The sequence below is a fragment of the Pseudomonas sp. MYb193 genome, from assembly GCF_002966775.1.
GTDB lineage: Bacteria > Pseudomonadota > Gammaproteobacteria > Pseudomonadales > Pseudomonadaceae > Aquipseudomonas > Aquipseudomonas paracarnis.
In genome coordinates this window covers 105790-126391 of record NZ_CP023269.1, presented here as the reverse complement: position 1 = coordinate 126391, position 20602 = coordinate 105790, and the positions used below count along the sequence as shown (strand labels likewise).

Genomic DNA, 20602 nt, shown 5'->3' with positions numbered 1-20602 from the left:
GGCCTCGCTCCGATGCGGTCAGGATCAGATCTTGAAGCTATCGACCAATTGCTTCAGTCGGCTGGCCTGCTGGGACAGCGCATCGCAGTCCTTGAGCGTCTCGTTGAGGTTGGCCACACCCTGCTGGTTCAGCAAGTTGATCTGGTTGATATCGACGTTGAGGGTTTCAACCACGGCGGTCTGCTCTTCAGTGGCGGCCGCGACGGATTGGTTCATGCCATCGATCTCAACGATACGTTGCGTCACGCTGACCAGACGCTCACCTGCCTGGTTAGCGACTTCGACGCTTTCTTCGCTGGAAGCCTGGCTGGCGTTCATGGTGGTCACGGCTTCGCGCGAACCCACTTGCAGCGAAGTGATCATCTTGTGGATTTCTTCTGCCGACTCCTGGGTACGGTGCGCCAAATTGCGCACTTCATCCGCCACGACGGCAAAACCACGCCCTGCTTCGCCAGCACGGGCCGCTTCGATCGCCGCGTTTAGGGCGAGCAAGTTGGTTTGCTGGGAAATGCCTTTGATCACATCCAGGATGTGTCCGATGTTATCGGTACTGGCATTAAGGGTTTCGATCTGAGTGCAGGACAGGCTGATCTTTTGCGAAAGCTCCGACATCGCCTGAATGGTTTGCTCCACCACTTTACGACCATCGTCAGCTTGTTCGCTGGCACCACTGGCATGCTGGGACGCATCAGCAGCGTTGCGCGCGATTTCCTGGGTGGCGGCCCCTAGTTCGTTGATGGCTGCAGCCACGCTGTTGGTACGTGCGCTCTGTTCGTCAGAACCGATGATCGACGCATTGGATGAAGCCATCACACGCTGGGACAAATCGTGCACCTGGCGCGTTGCCGAAGACACTTCGGAAATCGACGCGTGAATTCGCTCGACGAACTGGTTGAATGCGCTGCCGACCTCGCCGAACTCGTCTTTGCTGGTCACGTCGAGACGTCGGGTCAAATCACCTTCGCCTTGGGCAATGTCCTGCATGGCCACGCCCATGGTGGTCAACGGGCGCAACAGTACTTGAATCAACAGGCTCAGGAGTACCGCAATAGCCACAACGGCAATCAACATCGCAATCAAGGCCGAAGTACGGAATTTGCCAAGCGGGGCATAGGCTTTTTCTTTGTCGATCGAAAGGCCGATGTACCAGTCAGCGCCAGGCAAGCCGCTGATAGGCGTGAAGGAAAGGATACGATCCTGACCGTTGAGGACAACGTCCTGATTGAGCTTCTCAATGCGCACGTCGGTGCCGGGATAGATGTCCTTGAGATTCTTCATCACCTGGTCCTGGTCCGGACTGACGATGACCTGGCCATCACCGCTGACCAGGAACGCATGGCCGATACCACCGAAGTCTACCGAGTTGATGATCTTCACAAGTGTCTGCAGGCTCAGGTCACCACCGACAACACCCAACAACTCGCCATTCTTTTTCACCGGCATGGCAATTGTCACAATCTGACCGCCCACAGCCGCCATATAAGGCGGAGTAAGCATGGTTTTGTCCGCCACTACTGCTTGCTTGTACCAAGGGCGCTGACGGGGGTCGTAGTCGTCAGGCATCTTCGCGTCAGGGCGCTGGGTGAATACCCCATTGGTTTGACCTACATAGGTGAACTGGAAATTGGTGGTGAATGCTGGCTGATCGACCAAACCTGGGAGGTCGGCGGCGCTGCCCTGGTGGGCAACGTTCTGCGCCAGGTTCTCGAGGACCAGGATGCGACCACTGAGCCAGTTCTGCACACTGCTGGCGGTAAGCTCGCCAGATTGCTGGATGGACGATGTCAGGTTTTGCCTGATGGTGCTGCGCTGCAGGTAGTCGTTGTAGAGGGTAAATAACGCGAAGGCTAAAACCACGACGCCTGACGCGGCCAACAGAATTTTATGACTGAACTTGAGATTCATTTCATCGACTTCTTTTGCCAAAGGGGGGTGAGCGTGCCGAGTGGAACATTCCATGTAACGGGATAGGCGGACTCTGCGGTCGCTCTATTTCGGTGCACGCATGGCTCGTCAGGCTTTCGGCCAAACTTCGACAAATCTTAGGAATTTGTGAGAAGCATCTTCTTTTAACGTAGGAAACCGACAGGCGGTAGCCGTAAGGCAGATTTGCTGCGGTGGGCCGCCCTAAACGACAAAACCCCTGTCTGCGTTAGCAGACAGGGGTTTCGGAATTCAATCTTGACGATGACCTACTCTCACATGGGGAAACCCCACACTACCATCGGCGATGCATCGTTTCACTGCTGAGTTCGGGATGGGATCAGGTGGTTCCAATGCTCTATGGTCGTCAAGAAATTCTGTGTACCAGACCGTTGTGTTGGCAACGTGCCGGTGAAATTCATGAGCTTCTACATAAACAAAACCCCTGTCTGCGTTAGCAGACAGGGGTTTTGGAATTTAATCTTGACGATGACCTACTCTCACATGGGGAAACCCCACACTACCATCGGCGATGCATCGTTTCACTGCTGAGTTCGGGATGGGATCAGGTGGTTCCAATGCTCTATGGTCGTCAAGAAATTCGGGTACTGAGTCGTGGCCAGTTGGCCTCGCTTCAGCAAATTGGGTATGTGATAGATCGTGGTGTTTTGTGAGCGTCGAACTTTCGGTTCATTGCGTCTTCACACACCGCAATCTGGCCTTTCGACTCAAATTGCTTGGGTGTTATATGGTCAAGCCTCACGGGCAATTAGTATTGGTTAGCTCAACGCCTCACAGCGCTTACACACCCAACCTATCAACGTCGTAGTCTTCGACGGCCCTTCAGGGAACTCAAGGTTCCAGTGAGATCTCATCTTGAGGCTAGTTTCCCGCTTAGATGCTTTCAGCGGTTATCTATTCCGAACATAGCTACCCGGCAATGCCACTGGCGTGACAACCGGAACACCAGAGGTTCGTCCACTCCGGTCCTCTCGTACTAGGAGCAGCCCCTCTCAAATCTCAAACGTCCACGGCAGATAGGGACCGAACTGTCTCACGACGTTCTAAACCCAGCTCGCGTACCACTTTAAATGGCGAACAGCCATACCCTTGGGACCGGCTTCAGCCCCAGGATGTGATGAGCCGACATCGAGGTGCCAAACACCGCCGTCGATATGAACTCTTGGGCGGTATCAGCCTGTTATCCCCGGAGTACCTTTTATCCGTTGAGCGATGGCCCTTCCATACAGAACCACCGGATCACTAAGACCTACTTTCGTACCTGCTCGACGTGTCTGTCTCGCAGTCAAGCGCGCTTTTGCCTTTATACTCTACGACCGATTTCCGACCGGTCTGAGCGCACCTTCGTACTCCTCCGTTACTCTTTAGGAGGAGACCGCCCCAGTCAAACTACCCACCATACACTGTCCTCGATCCGGATAACGGACCTGAGTTAGAACCTCAAAGTTGCCAGGGTGGTATTTCAAGGATGGCTCCACGCAGACTGGCGTCCACGCTTCAAAGCCTCCCACCTATCCTACACAAGCAAATTCAAAGTCCAGTGCAAAGCTATAGTAAAGGTTCACGGGGTCTTTCCGTCTAGCCGCGGATACACTGCATCTTCACAGCGATTTCAATTTCACTGAGTCTCGGGTGGAGACAGCGCCGCCATCGTTACGCCATTCGTGCAGGTCGGAACTTACCCGACAAGGAATTTCGCTACCTTAGGACCGTTATAGTTACGGCCGCCGTTTACCGGGGCTTCGATCAAGAGCTTCGCGTTAGCTAACCCCATCAATTAACCTTCCGGCACCGGGCAGGCGTCACACCCTATACGTCCACTTTCGTGTTTGCAGAGTGCTGTGTTTTTAATAAACAGTCGCAGCGGCCTGGTATCTTCGACCGGCATGAGCTTACGGAGCAAGTCCTTCACCCTCACCGGCGCACCTTCTCCCGAAGTTACGGTGCCATTTTGCCTAGTTCCTTCACCCGAGTTCTCTCAAGCGCCTTGGTATTCTCTACCCAACCACCTGTGTCGGTTTGGGGTACGGTTCCTGGTTACCTGAAGCTTAGAAGCTTTTCTTGGAAGCATGGCATCAACCACTTCGTTATCTAAAAGATAACTCGTCATCAGCTCTCGGCCTTGAAATCCCGGATTTACCTAAGATTCCAGCCTACCACCTTAAACTTGGACAACCAACGCCAAGCTGGCCTAGCCTTCTCCGTCCCTCCATCGCAATAACCAGAAGTACAGGAATATTAACCTGTTTTCCATCGACTACGCTTTTCAGCCTCGCCTTAGGGACCGACTAACCCTGCGTCGATTAACGTTGCGCAGGAAACCTTGGTCTTTCGGCGTGGGTGTTTTTCACACCCATTATCGTTACTCATGTCAGCATTCGCACTTCTGATACCTCCAGCAAGCTTCTCAACTCACCTTCACAGGCTTACAGAACGCTCCTCTACCGCATCACTTACGTGATACCCGTAGCTTCGGTGTATGGTTTGAGCCCCGTTACATCTTCCGCGCAGGCCGACTCGACTAGTGAGCTATTACGCTTTCTTTAAAGGGTGGCTGCTTCTAAGCCAACCTCCTAGCTGTCTAAGCCTTCCCACATCGTTTCCCACTTAACCATAACTTTGGGACCTTAGCTGACGGTCTGGGTTGTTTCCCTTTTCACGACGGACGTTAGCACCCGCCGTGTGTCTCCCATGCTCGGCACTTGTAGGTATTCGGAGTTTGCATCGGTTTGGTAAGTCGGGATGACCCCCTAGCCGAAACAGTGCTCTACCCCCTACAGTGATACATGAGGCGCTACCTAAATAGCTTTCGAGGAGAACCAGCTATCTCCGAGCTTGATTAGCCTTTCACTCCGATCCACAGGTCATCCGCTAACTTTTCAACGGTAGTCGGTTCGGTCCTCCAGTTAGTGTTACCCAACCTTCAACCTGCCCATGGATAGATCGCCCGGTTTCGGGTCTATTCCCAGCGACTAGACGCCCTATTAAGACTCGCTTTCGCTACGCCTCCCCTATTCGGTTAAGCTCGCCACTGAAAATAAGTCGCTGACCCATTATACAAAAGGTACGCAGTCACCCAACAAAGTGGGCTCCCACTGCTTGTACGCATACGGTTTCAGGATCTATTTCACTCCCCTCTCCGGGGTTCTTTTCGCCTTTCCCTCACGGTACTAGTTCACTATCGGTCAGTCAGTAGTATTTAGCCTTGGAGGATGGTCCCCCCATATTCAGACAAAGTTTCTCGTGCTCCGTCCTACTCGATTTCATGACTAAGAGATTTTCGCGTACAGGGCTATCACCCACTATGGCCGCACTTTCCAGAGCGTTCCGCTAATCTCAAAGCCACTTAAGGGCTAGTCCCCGTTCGCTCGCCACTACTAAGGGAATCTCGGTTGATTTCTTTTCCTCAGGGTACTTAGATGTTTCAGTTCCCCTGGTTCGCCTCTTGCACCTATGTATTCAGTACAAGATAACCATCTTATGATGGCTGGGTTCCCCCATTCAGACATCTCCGGATCAAAGTCTGTTTGCCGACTCCCCGAAGCTTTTCGCAGGCTACCACGTCTTTCATCGCCTCTGACTGCCAAGGCATCCACCGTATGCGCTTCTTCACTTGACCATATAACCCCAAGCAATCTGGTTATACTGTGAAGACGACATTCGCCGAAAATTCGAATTTCTCAATTAAGAGAACTCACAAATTTTACCTTAGCCTGATCCGTTACCAGTGAAAGTAACGTTCAGTCTATCTTTCTATCACATACCCAAATTTTTAAAGAACGAACTAGTCAAAGACTAGAAATCAACATTCACCATCACAACGATGGAATGCTCATTTCTAAGCTTTATACAAACAGAAGCAGTAGTGGTGGAGCCAAACGGGATCGAACCGTTGACCTCCTGCGTGCAAGGCAGGCGCTCTCCCAGCTGAGCTATGGCCCCGTATTTCTACAGGCGTTTCCCACACAAAATTGGTGGGTCTGGGCAGATTCGAACTGCCGACCTCACCCTTATCAGGGGTGCGCTCTAACCAACTGAGCTACAGACCCAATTTCGGGCTGCTTCTTTCGTCTTCTTCAATGAATCAAGCAATTCGTGTGGGAACTTATGGAGCAGCTGATGTCGTCGATTAAGGAGGTGATCCAGCCGCAGGTTCCCCTACGGCTACCTTGTTACGACTTCACCCCAGTCATGAATCACACCGTGGTAACCGTCCTCCCGAAGGTTAGACTAGCTACTTCTGGTGCAACCCACTCCCATGGTGTGACGGGCGGTGTGTACAAGGCCCGGGAACGTATTCACCGCGACATTCTGATTCGCGATTACTAGCGATTCCGACTTCACGCAGTCGAGTTGCAGACTGCGATCCGGACTACGATCGGTTTTATGGGATTAGCTCCACCTCGCGGCTTGGCAACCCTCTGTACCGACCATTGTAGCACGTGTGTAGCCCAGGCCGTAAGGGCCATGATGACTTGACGTCATCCCCACCTTCCTCCGGTTTGTCACCGGCAGTCTCCTTAGAGTGCCCACCATGACGTGCTGGTAACTAAGGACAAGGGTTGCGCTCGTTACGGGACTTAACCCAACATCTCACGACACGAGCTGACGACAGCCATGCAGCACCTGTCTCAATGTTCCCGAAGGCACCAATCCATCTCTGGAAAGTTCATTGGATGTCAAGGCCTGGTAAGGTTCTTCGCGTTGCTTCGAATTAAACCACATGCTCCACCGCTTGTGCGGGCCCCCGTCAATTCATTTGAGTTTTAACCTTGCGGCCGTACTCCCCAGGCGGTCAACTTAATGCGTTAGCTGCGCCACTAAAAGCTCAAGGCTTCCAACGGCTAGTTGACATCGTTTACGGCGTGGACTACCAGGGTATCTAATCCTGTTTGCTCCCCACGCTTTCGCACCTCAGTGTCAGTATTAGTCCAGGTGGTCGCCTTCGCCACTGGTGTTCCTTCCTATATCTACGCATTTCACCGCTACACAGGAAATTCCACCACCCTCTACCATACTCTAGTCAGTCAGTTTTGAATGCAGTTCCCAGGTTGAGCCCGGGGATTTCACATCCAACTTAACAAACCACCTACGCGCGCTTTACGCCCAGTAATTCCGATTAACGCTTGCACCCTCTGTATTACCGCGGCTGCTGGCACAGAGTTAGCCGGTGCTTATTCTGTCGGTAACGTCAAAATTGCAGAGTATTAATCTACAACCCTTCCTCCCAACTTAAAGTGCTTTACAATCCGAAGACCTTCTTCACACACGCGGCATGGCTGGATCAGGCTTTCGCCCATTGTCCAATATTCCCCACTGCTGCCTCCCGTAGGAGTCTGGACCGTGTCTCAGTTCCAGTGTGACTGATCATCCTCTCAGACCAGTTACGGATCGTCGCCTTGGTGAGCCATTACCCCACCAACTAGCTAATCCGACCTAGGCTCATCTGATAGCGCAAGGCCCGAAGGTCCCCTGCTTTCTCCCGTAGGACGTATGCGGTATTAGCGTCCGTTTCCGAACGTTATCCCCCACTACCAGGCAGATTCCTAGGCATTACTCACCCGTCCGCCGCTCTCAAGAGAAGCAAGCTTCTCTCTACCGCTCGACTTGCATGTGTTAGGCCTGCCGCCAGCGTTCAATCTGAGCCATGATCAAACTCTTCAGTTCAAACATCTTTGGGTTTTTAAGAAACCCTAAACTTGGCTCAGCAATCGTTGGTTACATCTTTGATTTCTCGCGGAGTAACTTGTGATGCTGATAATCTTGTTGACTATCAGTCTGACTCCACAAGCACCCACACGAATTGCTTGATTCAGTTGTTAAAGAGCGGTTGGTTAAGATCTTTCGTCTCAACCGAGGCGCGCATTCTACAGCAGCCTCATTTGCTGTCAAGTGGTTATTTTCAGAAGTTTTCGAAGATTTCTTCAACAACTTCAACCACTTGCGCTTGCGATCTCTCGTAAGCGGGAGGCGAATTCTACAGCGTTACACGCTGCTGTCAACACCTCTTTTTCAACTTCCTTTTGGCTTCGATGAACTGAAGCAGCTTGCTGCCGAAAACCGCATAACTCATTGTTTACCAAGGAGTTTTCCGTTTCGACTGCGCTGGAAGTGGGGCGAATTATAGACAGTTATAATTCGCCGTCAACTCTTAATTCTGCTTTTCTATCAATAAGTTAGCTTCGGTTAAAAAACAACCAGCTCTCCACTGGACTTCTATCTATATAGAAGGAAAAGCTTAAATAACACCTGCTTCCTTCAATGCAGCCACATGAGCAGCTCCCAGCCCCAGAACTCCTTGCAGCACCTGAAGCGTGTGCTCGCCCAGTAGAGGAGGCGCACTCCGGTACTCTACAGGCGTCTTGGATAAGCGTATCGGGCTCGCAACCTGAGGCACCATCCCCGCCAATGCATGAGGCAACTCCACCGCCAAGCCACGCGCCTTGACCTGAGGATCGGAAAACACCTGCGCCAGATCATTAATCGGCCCACACGGCACGCCCACTCGCCCCAGCTGCGACACCCACTCAGCGGTCGTCTTGAAGACCGTCGCCTGGCGAATCAAGGGAATCAGCTCCGCGCGATTAGCCACCCGTGCGCGATTGGTGGCGAAACGCACGTCATCCGCCCATTGTGGTTGCCCAGCGACTTCAGCGAATTTACGGAACTGCCCGTCATTGCCTACGGTGAGAATGAAATCTCCATCGGCAGTGGGGAAATCCTGATAGGGCACAATATTAGGGTGAGCGTTGCCCAGGCGCTTCGGCGGCGTCCCGGTGGTCAGGTAATTCATCGCCTGATTCGCCAGGCAAGCCACCTGCACATCCAGCAACGCCATGTCGATATGCTGCCCACCACCATCGTGATCGCGATGAGCTAGCGCAGCCAAAATCGCCACGGTCGAATAGAGCCCGGTCAAGATATCGGTCAAGGCTACGCCAACCTTTACCGGCCCAGCGCCTTCATCCCCTTCAGGCCGCCCCGTCAGGCTCATGAGCCCACCCAAACCCTGGATCATGAAGTCGTAACCGGCGCGCATCGCATAGGGGCCCGTCTGGCCAAACCCCGTAATGGAGCAGTAAATCAGCTCCGGGTTAACCTCTTTGAGGGACTCGTAGTCCAGTCCATACGCCGCAAGGCCACCCACCTTGAAGTTTTCGATCAGGATGTCCGACTTGGCAGCCAGGTCGCGTACCAGTTTCTGGCCTTCAGGTCTCGTAAAGTCGATGGTCACCGACTCTTTATTACGGTTGGCCGACAGGTAGTACGCCGCCTCACTGGTGTTCTCGCCATCCGCATCCTTAAGGAAGGGAGGGCCCCAAGCGCGCGTGTCATCGCCGCTGCCCGGCCTTTCGACTTTGATCACCTCGGCCCCAAGGTCTGCAAGAATCTGCCCGGACCAAGGGCCCGCGAGTACTCGTGACAAATCCAGCACTCGCAGATGCGAAAGCGCGCCCATGCCCATGCTCCTATTAATAGAACGCTTGAAGACCGGTTTGCGCGCGCCCCAGGATCAAGGCATGCACGTCATGGGTCCCTTCATAGGTGTTGACCACTTCCAGGTTGACCAGGTGGCGTGCTACCCCGAACTCGTCAGAGATGCCGTTACCGCCCAGCATGTCCCGGGCCATGCGCGCGATGTCCAATGACTTGCCACACGAGTTACGCTTCATGATCGAAGTGATCTCCACCGCCGCCGTACCCTCATCCTTCATCCGGCCCAGGCGCAGGCAACCTTGCAGGGCCAAGGTAATCTCGGTCTGCATGTCTGCCAGCTTCTTCTGGATCAGCTGAGTGGCAGCCAATGGGCGACCAAACTGCTGGCGATCAAGTGTGTACTGGCGCGCGGTATGCCAGCAGAACTCAGCAGCCCCCAGCGCACCCCAGGAGATCCCGTACCGTGCCGAGTTAAGGCAGGTAAACGGCCCTTTCAAGCCACGTACATCGGGGAAGATATTTTCTTCCGGCACAAATACGTTATCCATGACGATTTCACCGGTAATGGAGGCCCGCAACCCCACCTTGCCGTGGATAGCCGGAGCGCTCAGGCCTTTCCAGCCTTTTTCCAGCACAAAGCCACGGATATCTCCCGCATCGTCTTTGCCCCACACCACAAACACATCCGCAATCGGACTGTTGGTGATCCACATCTTCGCGCCGGTCAGGCTGTAGCCGCCATCCACTTTGCGTGCACGGGTGATCATCGCGCCCGGATCAGAACCATGGTTGGGCTCGGTCAGCCCGAAACAACCGATCCATTCACCAGAGGCCAGTTTGGGCAAATACTTCTGTTTTTGCGCCTCGGTACCAAACTCATTGATCGGCACCATGACCAAGGAAGACTGCACACTCATCATCGAGCGATAGCCGGAGTCGACACGCTCGACCTCACGAGCAATCAAACCGTAGCTGACGTAATTCAACCCACTGCCGCCGTATTGCTCGGGGATCATCGCCCCCAGCAAACCGGTCTCGCCCATCTCACGGAAAATAGCGGGGTCTGTCTTTTCATGACGGAAGGCTTCGAGCACACGCGGAGCCAGCTTGTCCTGAGCAAATTGCTCGGCGCTGTCACGCACCATGCGCTCTTCTTCGGTGAGCTGTTGATCCAGCAGCAGTGGATCGATCCAGTTGAAGCTTGCCTTGCCAGCCATGAATAAGTCCTCGCGAAAAAATCAGAAGTCGTGGATCCAGACTAGGCGCGGTCTGCGCAGAGGGCAAACGAGGTTTTTGCATAGGCTTGTGCTAATTTCTCACTTCGTAACACTCAAAAAGCCCATAAATGCGCTTTATCTGTGAGGGCAATGTACATGCGCCGGAAAATCCCCAGTACCACCGCACTCATCAGCTTTGAGGCAGCAGCCCGCCACGAGAGCTTCACAAAGGCAGCACTGGAGCTTTCCATCACCCAAGGCGCGATTTGCCGACAGATCGCCAGCCTGGAGGAGTTTTTGAGTGTCGAGCTGTTTCGCCGCTCACGCCGCGGCGTGAAGCTGACGGAGGCGGGGCTGTCTTATAGCCGTAGGGTTGCAACACAGCTGGACGCCGTGGAGCGCGACACCTTGTCGGTAATGGGCCAGCAAGGCGCCAATGTGATCGAACTGGCGGTGGTGCCCACCTTCGGCACGCAGTGGCTGATCCCACGCCTGAAGGACTTTCAACATCAGCACCCGGAAGTCACGGTGAACCTGACGAACCGCACACGCCCCTTCCTGTTCGCCGACACCGAGTTCGATGCCGCAATCTACTTCGGAGATGCCGATTGGTCGGGTACGCAATCCCACAGGCTGATGGGCGAGAACCCGGTACCGGTCTGCAGCCCGCGCTTACTCGGCGACCGCACGCACTTCACCCCTCAACAGATCGCCGAGCTGCCCCTGCTGCAGCAGACCACACGCCCCTACGCCTGGCGCCAATGGTTCAACGCCCAACAACTGAGCATCCCTCGCGACATGACAGGCCCTCGATACGAGCTATTCTCGATGCTGTCTCAAGCGGCCATGCATGACATGGGCATCGCACTGATCCCTCCTTTTCTCATCCAGCAGGAGCTGAAGGAGCAACAATTGGTAATCGCCAGCACCGAAGCACTGACCAGCGAAAAGGCTTATTACCTGATGATTCCTGACAGAAAGGTCGAATCCGCCTCTCTGCATGCATTCAGGGACTGGCTGGTCGACCAGTCAAGACGCTACAACCCAAGTAAATGAAGGGCAAAGCGCAATTACTGACTTTGTAGTCAAATAAATTAAGAGCCTACAGATGTACGTATATGTCGCATTTAAACAGACTGTACTTGTCAGCCAAAAACAAGGCTAAAAGCCATGTATTTCATGGCTCGTAGCGACTCTTACCGGCCAATGCACGACTATTCACACTGGCAATGGAAAAATGGACTGAAAACGCCTGAACGCCTTTAAAGGCCTGTATTTAAAGAGGTTATTTCAGCCTGTTGCGACAATCAGTCACAGGGTGACTTGTAGTTAATTTTTCGTCACCCGTCATAATCCCTTGATGGCCGTAAAGTTCGCCTGCAAAATGCCGCGCCCCGCTGTCATTTCAGCGGGATCGTGCTGATCGGCCGCCCCAGTTGCGCCACTCGCGGTGCACTGGCCTTTTTACAAAAAGATCAAAAGCAAAAAGATCATGCAGGAGATTTGACGTGCACATTGGTGTTCCTCTCGAAACCCAGACCGGTGAAACGCGGGTGGCTGCCACCCCGGAAACCATCAAGAAGCTGATCGGCCAGGGCCATAAGGTCACTGTACAAAGCGGCGCAGGCATCAATGCCAGCATCGTCGACAGTGCCTATGAAACGGCAGGCGCCACCATTGGCAGCGCCAACGACGCATTTGGCGCCGAGCTGATTCTCAAAGTGGTTGCCCCCAGCGACAGCGAACTTGCGCTGATCAAAAGTGGCACCGTGTTGGTGGGCATGCTCAATCCGTTCAGCAACGAAACCATCGCCAAGCTCGCCGAGCGCGGCATCACCGCCTTCGCCCTGGAAGCCGCGCCGCGCACTTCACGCGCTCAAAGCCTTGATGTGCTGTCTTCGCAAGCCAACATCGCCGGTTACAAGGCCGTGTTGCTGGCCGCTCACCACTACCCGCGCTTCATGCCGATGCTGATGACTGCTGCCGGCACTGTAAAAGCCGCACGCGTACTGATCCTTGGCGCCGGTGTGGCGGGCCTGCAAGCCATCGCCACGGCCAAGCGCCTGGGCGCGGTGATCGAAGCGTCCGACGTACGCCCGGCGGTTAAGGAGCAGATCGAATCCCTGGGCGCCAAGTTTGTCGACGTTCCCTACGAAACCGATGAAGAGCGTGAATGCGCCGTCGGTGTCGGGGGCTACGCACGCCCGATGCCCACCAGTTGGATGCAGCGCCAGGCCCTGGCCGTGCACGAACGCGCCAAACAGGCCGATATCGTCATCACCACCGCCCTGATCCCGGGCCGCAAGGCTCCGACCCTGCTCAGCGCCGATACCGTAGCGCAGATGAAACCCGGCTCGGTGGTCATCGACCTCGCCGCTGCCCAGGGTGGCAACTGCCCGTTGACCGTGGCCGACCAGGTAGTGGTGGAAAACGGCGTGATCATCTGCGGCCCGACCAACCTGGCGGGCGCTGTCGCCGCCGACGCCTCGGCCTTGTATGCGCGCAACCTGCTGGACTTCCTGAAGCTGGTCTTCACCAAGGAAGGGCAGTTTGAAATCAACCTCGAAGACGACATCGTCGCCGCGTGCCTGATGTGCCGCGACGGCCAAGTCATCCGCAAAAACGCCTAAGCAGGGATTCAGACGATGGAAGAGCTTATCTCCCCCGGTATCTACAACCTGATCATCTTTGTGCTGGCGATTTATGTCGGTTATCACGTGGTCTGGAACGTAACACCCGCATTGCACACGCCGCTGATGGCCGTGACCAACGCCATTTCCGCGATTGTTATCGTCGGCGCCATGCTCGCCGCCGCTCTCACCGTGACGCCACTGGGCAAGACCATGGGCACGCTGGCCGTGGCCCTAGCAGCGGTAAATGTCTTCGGTGGCTTCCTGGTCACCCGCAGGATGCTTGAGATGTTCAAGAAGAAAGCCCCGAAAGTAAAAGAAGAGGCGCCCAAGTAATGAGCATGAATCTCGTGACGACGCTCTACCTGATCGCGTCGATTTGTTTCATCCAGGCCCTCAAAGGCCTCTCGCACCCGACCACTTCGCGGCGCGGCAACCTGTTCGGCATGCTCGGCATGGCGCTGGCGGTACTCACCACCGTCGGCCTCATCTATAAGCTGGGGGCTGAACTGGCGACTGCCGGTATCGGCTACGTCATCGTTGGCCTATTGGTTGGCGGTACCGCCGGCTCGATCATGGCCAAGCGTGTTGAAATGACCAAGATGCCAGAGCTGGTCGCGTTCATGCACAGCATGATCGGCCTCGCAGCGGTGTTCATCGCCATTGCCGCCGTGGTCGAACCGCAGTCCCTGGGCATCGTCAAGCACTTGGGCGATTCGATACCGGCCGGTAACCGTCTGGAACTGTTCCTCGGTGCTGCCATCGGTGCTATCACCTTCTCCGGCTCGGTGATCGCGTTCGGCAAGCTGTCGGGCAAGTACAAGTTCCGCCTGTTCCAGGGCGCACCGGTACAGTTTGGCGGGCAACACAAACTGAACCTGGTGCTCGGCCTCACAACCCTGGGCCTAGGCCTGGCGTTCATGTTTACCGGCAATCTCACTGCGTTCGCGCTGATGCTGGCCTTGGCCTTTGTACTGGGTGTGCTGATCATCATCCCGATTGGCGGCGCCGACATGCCCGTGGTGGTGTCGATGCTCAACAGCTATTCCGGCTGGGCAGCGGCGGGCATTGGCTTCTCGCTGAACAACTCGATGCTGATCATCGCCGGTTCCCTGGTGGGCTCCAGCGGCGCGATCCTGTCGTACATCATGTGCAAGGCGATGAACCGCTCCTTCTTTAATGTGCTGTTGGGCGGTTTCGGCAATGCGCCGGATGCTGGCGCTGCGACGGGCTCCAAAGAAGCACGCCCGGTGAAGTCCGGCTCCGCTGATGACGCCACCTTCCTGCTGACCAACGCGGACACCGTGATTATCGTCCCAGGCTACGGCCTTGCGGTCGCGCGGGCACAACACGCGCTCAAGGAGCTGACTGAGAAGCTGACCCACCACGGCGTCACCGTAAAGTACGCGATCCACCCGGTGGCGGGCCGTATGCCGGGGCACATGAACGTATTGCTGGCCGAGGCCGAAGTGCCTTACGACCAGGTGTTCGAGATGGAAGACATCAACTCCGAGTTCGGCCAGGCCGACGTGGTGCTGGTATTGGGCGCCAACGACGTGGTCAACCCGGCCGCCAAGAACGACCCGAACTCACCCATCGCCGGCATGCCGATCCTCGAGGCGTTCAAGGCCAAGACCATCATCGTCAACAAGCGCTCGATGGCCAGCGGCTATGCGGGCCTGGATAACGAGTTGTTCTACCTGGACAAGACCATGATGGTGTTCGGTGATGCCAAGAAGGTCATCGAAGACATGGTCAAAGCCGTCGAATAACACTGCGCCAGCGCAATACCCGAAACCCTGGCCTCACGTAGGCTGGGGTTTTTTATTAGCGGATGAAACCCGACCAAAGGCTCTAAATCGCGACCTGGCATTCGACCATGGTAGCGGGCCGAAACTTTTTGAAATCACTACACTGCCCACCTTGCTTTCCGTAGCCAGAGATAACAATTCATGTACCGTGATCGTATCCGCTTGCCTTCGTTGTTGAACAAGGTCATGAGCGCGGCAGACGCCGCTGCACTGATCGAGGACGGCATGACCGTCGGCATGAGCGGCTTCACCCGTGCCGGTGAAGCCAAGGCCGTCCCCCACGCCCTGGCCGAACGCGCCAAGACTTCGCCGCTCAAAATTACCCTGATGACCGGCGCCAGCCTGGGCAATGACCTGGACAAGCAGTTGACCGAAGCCGGCGTACTGTCACGACGCATGCCCTTTCAAGTCGACAGCACCCTGCGCAAGGCGATCAATGCCGGCGAGGTGATGTTTATCGACCAGCACCTGTCGGAAACCGTCGAGCAACTGCGCAACAATCAGCTCAAATTGCCCGACATCGCCGTGATCGAAGCCGTTGCGATCACTGAGCAGGGGCATATCGTGCCCACCACTTCCGTAGGCAACTCGGCCAGCTTCGCGATTTTTGCCAAACAGGTGATCGTCGAGATCAACCTGGCGCACAACCCGAACCTGGAAGGGCTGCACGACATCTACATCCCGACCTACCGGCCGACGCGCACGCCGATCCCGCTGGTGAAAGTCGACGACCGTATTGGCAGCACCGCGATTCCGATCCCGCCCGAGAAGATCGTCGCCATCGTCATCACCAACCAGGCGGACTCCGCCTCTACGGTAACGCCGCCTGACAGCGACACCCAAGGCATCGCCAATCACCTGATCAACTTCCTCAAGCAAGAAGTCGATGCCGGGCGCATGACCAACAAACTCGGCCCGCTGCAAGCCGGCATCGGCAATATTGCCAACGCAGTGATGTGCGGATTGATCGAGTCGCCGTTCGAAGACCTGACCATGTACTCGGAAGTGTTGCAGGATTCGACCTTTGACCTGATCGACGCCGGCAAGCTGAGCTTTGCCTCCGGCAGTTCGATTACCTTGTCGGAGCGGCGTAATGCCGATGTGTTCGGCAACCTGGAGCACTACAAAGACAAATTGGTGCTGCGCCCGCAGGAAATTTCCAACCACCCTGAAGTGGTACGCCGCCTGGGCATCATCGGCATCAATACCGCGCTGGAGTTCGATATCTACGGCAACGTCAACTCCACCCATGTCTGCGGCACGCGGATGATGAACGGCATCGGTGGCTCCGGGGATTTCGCCCGCAATGCGCACCTGGCGATCTTCGTTACCAAGTCCATTGCCAAAGGCGGCGCGATTTCCAGCGTGGTACCGATGGTCAGCCATGTGGACCACACCGAACATGACGTGGACATTCTCGTCACCGAAGTAGGCCTTGCCGATCTGCGGGGCCTGGCGCCACGGGAGCGCGCCCGGGTCATCATCGATAACTGCGTGCATCCCGCCTATCGCGATGCGCTCAACACTTACTTCGATGCTGCCTGCGCCATCGGCGGGCATACGCCGCACATCCTGCGCGAAGCACTGAGTTGGCACATCAATCTGGAAGAAACCGGGCACATGCTCAAAGCTTGATGAGTACAGATCCGGGCTGATGCAAAGACCGTTTCATCAGCTCGGTGAACCCACACTCACTTATGGAAAAAACTGTACTGCTGTACCGGTCATTTCCTACCGACATATCCCACACCCATGCTAAAAAATAGCAATTTCGCACCATTTAAGTGCGCACAGGTACAGTTGCCCCTATTTCGTACCGTACAGCCTCGTTAAACAGTTAACTGGCCTCTCACAATACAGGTGAACTGTATCTAGAGAGTCTTGCCTCGGAAGAGGATCATTGGCATCAGTTAAACCACTACCTAATCCCGCCACAAGCGGAAGGATGTCATCATGGAACGTACACTCAGTTCCGAACTGTTCTTCGAAGAAAAAGCTGTAAACACCCAGGCTTCCCTGCCTTTGCGCGTTCTCGCCAACCTGATGTTGTGGCAGCGCCGCATCTCCAGCCGCCACCAACTGGCTCGCCTGGATTCGCGTCTGCTGGCTGACGCCGGTATCAGCGAAGCTCAACGCTACGAAGAGCTGAGCAAGCCGTTCTGGCGCTAAGTGGCGCCCGCTGGCCCTGACCTCACGGGTCCACTGCCAGCACCCTGATTTGTCAAAGCAAAGCCCGCCCCGGGTAACCGGAGGCGGGCTTTGTTGTATCTGCGACAGCGCATTGGAATAGCTCAATCCAAACCTACAGATACAGTTTAAAATTAGTAAAATATGACAGGTACAGTTTAATTGCAGGCTTCCGAATAGCCCGGCACACGCCTAATATCCACTCACCACGTGGCGAACCCTGTAGAGCGTGCGTCTGATGCTCGACAGTCCCAGTCCGTTTCATTGTGGCCGTTTCGCGCCACCTTATTATTCGTCTACAGGAGTTACCCCATGTCCCGTCTTCGCCTGCTGTGCACTGCCGCTATGCTGACCCTGGCTGCCAATGCCAACGCGAGCAGCCTGATCATGACGACCGACTCGATCGTCGGCGCTCTGAAGGCAACCTCCGATGCCACGTCTGATGCCACTTCATCCCTGCGCGACAACAAGGTCGTACAAGCCGCCCGTGACGACGCCGCCAGCTTTGTCGCCAGCGAAGGCGCCATCCGTGGCGTGAAACTGGAAAGCGCCCTGGCCCAGATCCGCCAACAAGCGCCGCAATTGAATACCGCTACCGATGCACAGCTGGCACAGGCCATCCTGGCTATCTGATCCACAGCAACCAGACGGGAGCGCCCGCCGCTCCGTCTGGCTCGGTGCTGGCTCTCGCCCGGCCGTTGCGCTAGCCTTGGCGCTCGCTTTCAGTTGTCGAGTCCCATGGCTTTTTCATACCGTTTATTGATTGTTCCTGTACTGTTTTGCGCCTGCTGGTCACCCATGGCTTCAGCGTTGGATGTGTCCACCCAGAGCACTGTTGTCAGCGTGTATGCCACCAGCAAAGTGACCTCTGCGCCGTTCGACAATAAGTTGGTCATGGCCGCTCGGGATGATGCTGCCGCTTTCATTGCCACTGACGGCCAATGGCGGGGCGCACGCCTGGAGTCCGCGCTGGACTATCTACGCCGTACCCAGCCAAAACTTCATGCAAGCGACCTTGAACTGGCGCAGGCAATTCTCGTCCAATAATCATCGTTGTATTTCTATCTTTGTCATTGGAGTCACCCCATGCGTAGCCCGCTGATCGTCGCCGCCCTCGGCCTGCTGTTTTTGGCCGATGTCGCCCAGGCGCAAACCTTGAAGGCCACCAGCAACATCGTCGTGCGCGCCTCGGCGCGCACCATTGATTTCACCTCGGACACCACCACCTCCATCCGCGACTCCAAGATCGTGCGCGAAGCCCACGATGACGCCGCCAGTTTCGTCGCCACGAATGGCGAGATCCGTGGCGCCCAACTGGAAGCTGCGTTCGATACCCTTCGCACCCGCGTGCCAGAAGCCCGTGATGCCAGCGACCAGACCCTCGCCGAAGCTATCCTCGCTCTGTGAGGCGTCTCAAAACCTGGCTCCTGGCCGGGGCCGTGCTGCTGTGTGCAAGTACAGCCCAGGCCGGCCTGCAACTGCGGCTCAAGACCGAAGGCTTGAGCCCAGCCGAACAGCAGGCCAGCCAGGCATTGCTCGATGAAGCACTGCGTTCCTTGCCGCCGCGCTTTGTCGAGCAGTTGGATCGACGTATCGATGTCGGCTGGACCGACAAGATGCCTGAAAATGCCTACGGCCAGGCATCCCTGGTGTCCGAACTGGACCTCAACCAGAACCTGCTCGCCAGCCTGACTGACGGCAGCGCCGCCACCCAGAAAACCAATCGCCCACACGGCACTGTGCGCCGGGAAATGCTCGCCACCGTGCTGCATGAGCTGACCCACATCTACGACCGTGCGCGCCTGTGGTCCAAGGACGAGCGCACGCTGATCCAGCGCTGCAGCCGTCAGAACAACATCACCGGATTGATCGGCTTGCCCGACCAGTGCCGTGGCCAGAACGACCGCCGCTTTACCCTCAGTGACGACCCGCGCCTGCTGGACCTCGCTGGCTGGCCACAATATGTCGGTCGCCGCGGCGAGCGTGAGCAGCACAACCATCAGGTGGTACGCAGCCCGGACATCTACGAAACCACCAGCCCGCTGGAATTCGTAGCGGTCAACATGGAGTACTTCCTCCTGGACCCCAGCTACGCGTGTCGCCGCCCCGCGCTGTTCCGTTATTACAAGGATCACTTCGGCTGGGCCCCGCCCGGACAGGACACCTGCGCCAGCACCTATGCCTTCCTGAACGCGGGCAACGATTTCGCCAAGACGCCCCTGGGCCAGATCGATCCGGAACGCGTATATGAAATCGACTATCTGCTTGCCGAAGCCAACCAGAACCTGGTGAGCCGTTGGGGCCATAGCATGTTGCGCCTGGTGATTTGCGCTCCAGGCCGCCCGCGTGGCCCGGATTGCCGACTGGACCTGGACCGGCATCTGGTGCTGTCTTACCGCGCCTTTGTCGGGGACGTACAGCTGTCGAGCTGGGATGGCCTGGTGGGCAAATACCCGTCGCGGCTGTTCGTACTGCCGCTGGCCCAGGTCATTGATGAGTACACCAAGACCGAACTGCGTGGCCTGGCGTCGGTGCCGCTGAAGCTCAGCCGCCAGGAAATCAACGACACCGTCGAACATGCGGCTCAGATGCACTGGAGCTATGACGGCAACTACTTCTTTATCTCCAACAACTGTGCGGTCGAAAGCCTGAAACTGTTGCGCAGCGGCAGCGCCAACCCGCAATTGACCGGCCTGGACAACATCACCCCCAACGGTTTGCTGGAAGTGCTCAGCGCCCGCGGCCTGGCCGATACCAGCGTATTGAATGACAAGCGCGAGGCACTGCGGCTGGGGTATCACTTCGACTCGTTCCGCGAGCGCTACCAGGCCATGTTCGATGTGCTGCGCAAGCAACTGCCGATCAAGCAGACCCAGGTCGAAGACTGGTTGTCCCTGGACGCGCAAGCGCGTCGCCAGTGGTTCAGCCAGGCCGACCTGCGCACCAGCGCAGCGCTGTTGCTGCTGGAGCAGGCCAGCTATCGCAAACAACTGATGCTCGCCCAGGATGAGGTCAAACAACGCTACCTCAATGCCCGCGAGCTGAAATACGGTGGCATGGAGAAAGCCAACAACACGCTGCAACAAATTCTCGCCAACAGCGGCTTCCTGAGTCGCCCGGCCGAGTTGCTGGACAGTGGGGGTTATGGCCTGCCACAGCCTTCGGAAGCCAAGCGCCTGGAATCAGAAAGCGCCGAACGCCAGAAGCAGTTGCAGTCGTTGACCGGCGAGCTGGATAAAGAGGTGAGGGCGCTGCTCGATCCATCCCGCGCCGCCGAGATTGCCGCGTGTGAAACCAACCTCAAACAGGTGGGTGAGCATTTGCGGGCCTTGCACAAAGCCGCTGGCGGCCTGGAACTACCCTGATATTCTGGCAG

At 56.2% G+C, this 20602-nt stretch carries 13 protein-coding genes, 2 tRNA genes and 4 rRNA genes; 10 read left to right on the top strand and 9 right to left on the bottom strand.

The genetic code is table 11. The annotated features are described in order from the left end of the window. Positions 1-24: 24 nt before the first annotated feature. From CLM72_RS00595 to CLM72_RS00555, 9 genes are all read right to left on the bottom strand, one after another. Positions 25-1905: a methyl-accepting chemotaxis protein gene (locus tag CLM72_RS00595; RefSeq protein WP_105225318.1), complete on the bottom strand. Its 1881-nt coding sequence runs from the start codon at positions 1903-1905 to the stop codon at positions 25-27. A gap of 274 nt (positions 1906-2179) precedes the next feature. Continuing rightward, a 5S ribosomal RNA gene (gene rrf / locus CLM72_RS00590) occupies positions 2180-2295 on the bottom strand. Positions 2296-2404: 109 nt separating this feature from the next. Further along, a 5S ribosomal RNA gene (gene rrf / locus CLM72_RS00585) occupies positions 2405-2520 on the bottom strand. Positions 2521-2671: 151 nt separating this feature from the next. Further along, positions 2672-5563: ribosomal RNA gene (locus tag CLM72_RS00580) — 23S ribosomal RNA — on the bottom strand. Between the two features lie 247 nt (positions 5564-5810). Beyond that, positions 5811-5886, bottom strand: a tRNA-Ala gene (locus tag CLM72_RS00575). 30 nt (positions 5887-5916) lie between these two features. Continuing rightward, positions 5917-5993: transfer RNA gene (locus CLM72_RS00570), tRNA-Ile, on the bottom strand. An 81-nt stretch (positions 5994-6074) separates the two neighbouring features. Continuing rightward, positions 6075-7611 (bottom strand): 16S ribosomal RNA (locus CLM72_RS00565). The 16S, 23S and 5S rRNA genes sit together here with 2 tRNA genes alongside, the layout of an rRNA operon. A gap of 571 nt (positions 7612-8182) precedes the next feature. Beyond that, positions 8183-9403 (bottom strand): CaiB/BaiF CoA-transferase family protein, encoded by a 1221-nt coding sequence (locus tag CLM72_RS00560; RefSeq protein WP_105225317.1) that lies wholly within the window; start codon positions 9401-9403, stop codon positions 8183-8185. A 13-nt stretch (positions 9404-9416) separates the two neighbouring features. Beyond that, complete coding sequence (locus tag CLM72_RS00555; protein ID WP_003187423.1) at positions 9417-10598, bottom strand: acyl-CoA dehydrogenase; 1182 nt, start codon at positions 10596-10598, stop codon at positions 9417-9419. 156 nt (positions 10599-10754) lie between these two features. On the opposite strand from CLM72_RS00555, the gene CLM72_RS00550 reads away from it, so the two are divergent. From CLM72_RS00550 to CLM72_RS00505, 10 genes are all read left to right on the top strand, one after another. Further along, positions 10755-11654, top strand: a complete 900-nt coding sequence (locus CLM72_RS00550; protein WP_168220159.1) for a LysR family transcriptional regulator — start codon at positions 10755-10757, stop codon at positions 11652-11654. 452 nt (positions 11655-12106) lie between these two features. After that, complete coding sequence (locus CLM72_RS00545) at positions 12107-13228, top strand: Re/Si-specific NAD(P)(+) transhydrogenase subunit alpha (RefSeq protein WP_034129252.1); 1122 nt, start codon at positions 12107-12109, stop codon at positions 13226-13228. Positions 13229-13243: 15 nt separating this feature from the next. Further along, positions 13244-13564 (top strand): NAD(P) transhydrogenase subunit alpha, encoded by a 321-nt coding sequence (locus CLM72_RS00540; protein ID WP_003187417.1) that lies wholly within the window; start codon positions 13244-13246, stop codon positions 13562-13564. Further along, positions 13564-15000, top strand: a complete 1437-nt coding sequence (locus CLM72_RS00535) for an NAD(P)(+) transhydrogenase (Re/Si-specific) subunit beta (protein WP_105225315.1) — start codon at positions 13564-13566, stop codon at positions 14998-15000. Before CLM72_RS00540 ends, CLM72_RS00535 begins: the two co-directional genes overlap by 1 nt. Positions 15001-15180: 180 nt before the next feature. Then, a complete protein-coding gene (locus tag CLM72_RS00530) occupies positions 15181-16674 on the top strand; it encodes an acetyl-CoA hydrolase/transferase family protein (protein ID WP_003187414.1) in 1494 nt (497 codons plus the stop codon). 318 nt (positions 16675-16992) lie between these two features. Next, positions 16993-17208, top strand: coding sequence for a DUF1127 domain-containing protein (locus CLM72_RS00525; RefSeq protein WP_003187413.1), 216 nt, complete (start codon positions 16993-16995; stop codon positions 17206-17208). Positions 17209-17538: 330 nt separating this feature from the next. Beyond that, positions 17539-17859, top strand: a complete 321-nt coding sequence (locus tag CLM72_RS00520; protein ID WP_105225314.1) for a DUF2388 domain-containing protein — start codon at positions 17539-17541, stop codon at positions 17857-17859. Between the two features lie 105 nt (positions 17860-17964). Beyond that, a complete protein-coding gene (locus CLM72_RS00515) occupies positions 17965-18273 on the top strand; it encodes a DUF2388 domain-containing protein (protein WP_105225313.1) in 309 nt (102 codons plus the stop codon). A gap of 39 nt (positions 18274-18312) precedes the next feature. Then, positions 18313-18633 (top strand): DUF2388 domain-containing protein, encoded by a 321-nt coding sequence (locus CLM72_RS00510; RefSeq protein ID WP_003187408.1) that lies wholly within the window; start codon positions 18313-18315, stop codon positions 18631-18633. Further along, a complete protein-coding gene (locus CLM72_RS00505) occupies positions 18630-20591 on the top strand; it encodes a DUF4105 domain-containing protein (RefSeq protein WP_105225312.1) in 1962 nt (653 codons plus the stop codon). The genes CLM72_RS00510 and CLM72_RS00505 overlap by 4 nt, the downstream gene beginning before the upstream one ends. Positions 20592-20602 lie beyond the last annotated feature (11 nt).

Coding starts and splice junctions, on each gene's coding strand:
- CLM72_RS00595 (WP_105225318.1), bottom strand. CDS start 1,905: ATGAATCTCAAGTTCAGTCATAAAATTCTGTTGGCCGCGTCAGGCGTC.
- CLM72_RS00560 (WP_105225317.1), bottom strand. CDS start 9,403: ATGGGCGCGCTTTCGCATCTGCGAGTGCTGGATTTGTCACGAGTACTC.
- CLM72_RS00555 (WP_003187423.1), bottom strand. CDS start 10,598: ATGGCTGGCAAGGCAAGCTTCAACTGGATCGATCCACTGCTGCTGGAT.
- CLM72_RS00550 (WP_168220159.1), top strand. CDS start 10,755: ATGCGCCGGAAAATCCCCAGTACCACCGCACTCATCAGCTTTGAGGCA.
- CLM72_RS00540 (WP_003187417.1), top strand. CDS start 13,244: ATGGAAGAGCTTATCTCCCCCGGTATCTACAACCTGATCATCTTTGTG.
- CLM72_RS00535 (WP_105225315.1), top strand. CDS start 13,564: ATGAGCATGAATCTCGTGACGACGCTCTACCTGATCGCGTCGATTTGT.
- CLM72_RS00530 (WP_003187414.1), top strand. CDS start 15,181: ATGTACCGTGATCGTATCCGCTTGCCTTCGTTGTTGAACAAGGTCATG.
- CLM72_RS00525 (WP_003187413.1), top strand. CDS start 16,993: ATGGAACGTACACTCAGTTCCGAACTGTTCTTCGAAGAAAAAGCTGTA.
- CLM72_RS00520 (WP_105225314.1), top strand. CDS start 17,539: ATGTCCCGTCTTCGCCTGCTGTGCACTGCCGCTATGCTGACCCTGGCT.
- CLM72_RS00515 (WP_105225313.1), top strand. CDS start 17,965: ATGGCTTTTTCATACCGTTTATTGATTGTTCCTGTACTGTTTTGCGCC.
- CLM72_RS00510 (WP_003187408.1), top strand. CDS start 18,313: ATGCGTAGCCCGCTGATCGTCGCCGCCCTCGGCCTGCTGTTTTTGGCC.